Origin of the sequence: Brevundimonas sp. DC300-4 (genome assembly GCF_049897365.1) — a bacterium.
GTDB lineage: Bacteria > Pseudomonadota > Alphaproteobacteria > Caulobacterales > Caulobacteraceae > Brevundimonas.
In genome coordinates this window covers 1-3,797 of the sequence record NZ_JAFCWC010000033.1, presented here as the reverse complement: position 1 = coordinate 3,797, position 3,797 = coordinate 1, and the positions used below count along the sequence as shown (strand labels likewise).

Sequence of the window (3,797 nt, the reverse complement as noted above, 5' to 3'; positions counted from 1 at the left end):
ATTATGTCTATACAATAATCAGGGCAAGCGACCAGCGTTTCCTGTGGGTGGCGGAGGGCGAACAATGGAGCGTGATCGCGTCTGGACCAATGCCCGGTTGGCGGTGGTCGCGCCCGATGCGGCTGCCCTGATCGCCGAAGGCGCGACCACCGCCGAGGAACGACCCGCCGAACTTGTCTACCGTATGGGGTTCAATCCGCTCCATACCCGTGTCTGGAGAGGCCAATGACTGACACCCCCCTGACCGCCACGATCGTGATGAAGCCGGGCGAGGTCAGCTTGGCCGACTGGCGCGCCATCTATCGCGGCGCCCTTGCGGTCCTGCATGCAGACGCAGCCGAACCGATCCGCGCCAGCGCCGCTGCCGTCGAGCGGATTCTTGCGCGCGGCGAACCGGTCTACGGGATCAATACCGGCTTTGGAAAACTGGCCAGTGTCCGCATCGAGGCCAGCGATCTGGCGACTCTGCAGCGCAACATCGTCCTGTCGCACGCGGCGGGGGTCGGCGAGCCGTCGCCCACGCCGGTCATCCGCCTGATGATAGCGCTGAAACTGGCAAGCTTGGCGCAAGGCGCCTCGGGCGTTCAGCCGGCCACTGTCGCCCTGCTGGAGGCCCTGCTCGTGCGGGGCCTGACCCCGGTCATCCCTTGCCAAGGCTCTGTCGGCGCCTCGGGCGATCTCGCGCCCCTCGCTCACATGGCCGCCGCCATGATCGGTGTCGGCGAGATCGAGGTCGACGGCGTGCGCCGGCCGGCCGCCCAGGCCCTGGCCCTCGCCGGTCTCGAACCCCTGATCCTCGGCCCCAAGGAAGGTCTGGCCCTGCTCAACGGCACCCAGTTCTCGACCGCGAATGCGCTTGCCGCCTTGTTCGGCGCTGAGACCCTGTTCCAGAGCGCGCTCATCGCCGGCGCCCTGTCGACAGAGGCGGCCAAGGGATCCGACACGCCGTTCGATCCACGGATCCATGCGCTGCGGCGTCATCTCGGCCAGATCGAGACCGCCTCCGCGCTTCGGATGTTGATGGACGAGTCAGCCATCCGGGCGTCCCACGCCATCGATGACGAACGCGTGCAAGACCCCTATTGCCTGCGTTGCCAGCCACAGGTGATGGGTGCCGCGCTAGATGTCCTGCGTCAGGCGGCGACGACCCTGTCGATCGAGGCGAACGGCGTCAGTGACAACCCGCTGATCTTCCCGGCGACCGACGAAGCCCTGTCGGGCGGCAATTTCCACGCCGAGCCGGTCGCCTTCGCCGCCGATATGATCGCGCTGACGATTTGCGAAATCGGCTCTCTGTCGGAACGGCGGATCGCCATGCTGGTGGATCCCGCCCTGTCCGGCCTGCCCGCCTTCCTCACCGCAAGGCCCGGCCTGAACTCCGGCTTCATGATCCCCCAGGTGACGGCTGCGGCCCTGGTGTCGGAGAACAAGCAGAAGGCATATCCGGCCAGCGTGGATTCCATCCCGACCTCAGCCAATCAGGAGGACCACGTCTCCATGGCCGCCCACGGCGCGCGTCGTTTGCTGGCCATGGTCGAATCGGCCAACGCCGTGGTCGGCATCGAACTTCTGGCAGCCGTGCAGGGCTGCGACTTCCACCGCCCGCTGCGGTCGAGCGCGGCTCTGGAAACCGCGCGGGCCCTGCTCCGCAACACCGTTCCTCACCTGGAGGAGGACCGCCATTTCCATCCCGATATCGAGGCCGCGCTCGCCCTCATTCGCTCCGGCGCCATAGTCACGGCCGCTGGCGTCTCCTTGCCTGGAGTCTGTTGATGAAATGGCTCGAGGGTCATCGCGGCCCCGGGCCGCTGATCGTCAGCCTGCCGCACACCGGCTCGGATATTCCGGCGGAACTCGCCGGCAGGTTCGTCTCACCCTGGCTGGCGACCAGAGACGCCGATTGGTGGGTCGATAAACTCTATGGCTTCGCGACCGACCTGGGCGCGACCACGATCCGCACCCGGACAGCCGGAGCGTGATCGACGTGAACCGCGATCCGGCGGGCGCCTCCCCCTGCAAAGCCGGACCGTTCAGTCGGGTCATCAACGGCCGGTTTCGGGGCGGCTCGATCACACGACACTACGGCAGGCCCGAAATGGGGATCAATGCGATCCCGATGGAATTGGCCTGTCGCTGGTACATGGACGACCCGGCTCAAGCGCCGGAGCCCACGACATGGCCCTCTCCCTCCGACCCTCAACAGGCTGAGCCTCTGCGGGCCACCTTGCAGGCGATCTTGATCGCCTGCCTGACCTTTACTGAAACTCCGAGCCCGTCATGAACCGCAAAGACCCCACCCGCGTCATTCGCGCTGCCCGAGGCGCTGAGCGTACCTGCAAGAGCTGGCTGACCGAGGCGGCGCTGCGGATGCTTATGAACAACCTCGACCCCGACGTTGCTGAACGGCCCGAGGAACTGGTCGTCTATGGCGGCATCGGTCGGGCCGCCCGTGACTGGAAGAGCTTCGACGCCATCGTCGACACCCTGCGCCGGCTCGAGGACGACGAGACCCTGCTGATCCAGTCAGGCAAACCGGTCGGCGTCTTCCGCACCCATGCCGATGCCCCCCGCGTCCTTCTGGCCAATTCCAACCTCGTCCCCCACTGGGCGACGTGGGAGCATTTCAATGAGCTCGATCGCAAGGGTCTGGCCATGTACGGCCAGATGACGGCCGGGTCGTGGATCTATATCGGTGCCCAGGGCATCGTTCAGGGCACCTATGAGACCTTCGTCGAGATGGGCCGCCAGCACTATGGTGGAGACCTGTCGGGCCGCTGGCTGTTGACCGCCGGACTCGGCGGAATGGGCGGAGCCCAGCCGCTGGCAGCGGTGATGGCGGGCGCATCGTGTCTCGCGATCGAGTGTGACCCAAGCCGGATCGCCATGCGTCTGCGCACCGGCTATCTCGATCAGGCGGCCGAGGATCTCGACGAGGCCCTCGCCCTGATCCACGCCGCCTGTGAGGCGAAGGCGCCGATATCGGTCGGCCTTCTCGGCAACGCGGCCGAACTTCTGCCCGAACTGTTCCGGCGCGGCGTCCGGCCCGATCTGCTCACCGATCAGACTTCAGCCCACGATCCGATCAACGGCTATCTGCCGAAGGGCTGGACGATGGAGCGGTGGACAGCGATGCGCGCCCAGGCGCCCGACCAGGTCGAACAGGCCGCCCGTGCCTCGATGGCCGAACATGTCCAGTCGATGCTCGACTTCCAGACCGCCGGCGTGCCCACCGTCGATTACGGCAACAACATCCGCCAGATGGCGAAGGAGGCCGGCGTCGCAAAAGCCTTCGACTTCCCCGGCTTCGTCCCTGCCTATATTCGCCCGCTTTTCTGCCGGGGCATCGGCCCGTTCCGTTGGGTGGCCCTGTCGGGCGATCCCGAGGACATCGCCAAGACCGACGCCAAGGTGAAGGAGCTGATCCCCGACAATCCGCACCTGCACAACTGGCTCGACATGGCCGCCGAGAAGATCAGGTTTCAGGGTTTGCCTGCGCGCATCTGTTGGGTCGGTCTGGGCGACCGCGACCGGCTCGGCCTTGCCTTCAACGAGATGGTGGCCTCACGCGAGCTCAAGGGTCCCATCGTCATCGGCCGCGACCATCTCGATTCCGGCTCTGTCGCGTCGCCGAACCGTGAGACGGAGGCCATGCGCGACGGATCTGACGCGGTCTCCGACTGGCCCCTGTTGAACGCCCTGCTGAGTACGGCCTCGGGCGCGACCTGGGTTTCGCTCCACCACGGCGGCGGGGTCGGCATGGGCTTTTCCCAACACGCCGGTCTGGTCATTGTTTGCGA

General features: G+C 66.4%; 4 protein-coding genes and 1 pseudogene. All 5 read left to right on the top strand.

Annotation, left to right across the window (positions count from 1 at the left end; all coding sequences use genetic code 11):
• Nucleotides 1-229 (top strand): annotated as a pseudogene (locus tag ACP7AZ_RS17670) (hypothetical protein); the annotation flags it as partial.
• Complete coding sequence (gene hutH / locus ACP7AZ_RS17665) at nt 214-1,773, top strand: histidine ammonia-lyase (RefSeq protein WP_426039962.1); 1,560 nt, start codon at nt 214-216, stop codon at nt 1,771-1,773. The pseudogene ACP7AZ_RS17670 and the gene hutH, both read left to right, overlap by 16 nt.
• Nucleotides 1,773-1,979: an N-formylglutamate amidohydrolase gene (locus ACP7AZ_RS17660; protein ID WP_426039961.1), complete on the top strand. Its 207-nt coding sequence runs from the start codon at nt 1,773-1,775 to the stop codon at nt 1,977-1,979. The genes hutH and ACP7AZ_RS17660 overlap by 1 nt, the downstream gene beginning before the upstream one ends.
• Nucleotides 1,976-2,281 carry an N-formylglutamate amidohydrolase gene (locus ACP7AZ_RS17655; protein WP_426039960.1) on the top strand — a complete coding sequence of 102 codons (306 nt, stop codon included), beginning with the start codon at nt 1,976-1,978 and terminating at the stop codon, nt 2,279-2,281. The genes ACP7AZ_RS17660 and ACP7AZ_RS17655 overlap by 4 nt, the downstream gene beginning before the upstream one ends.
• Nucleotides 2,278-3,797 (top strand): urocanate hydratase (gene hutU, locus ACP7AZ_RS17650; RefSeq protein WP_426039959.1); only part of this gene is annotated, 1,520 nt, incomplete at its 3' end. The genes ACP7AZ_RS17655 and hutU, both read left to right, overlap by 4 nt.

Coding starts and splice junctions, on each gene's coding strand:
- ACP7AZ_RS17660 (WP_426039961.1), top strand. CDS start 1,773: ATGAAATGGCTCGAGGGTCATCGCGGCCCCGGGCCGCTGATCGTCAGC.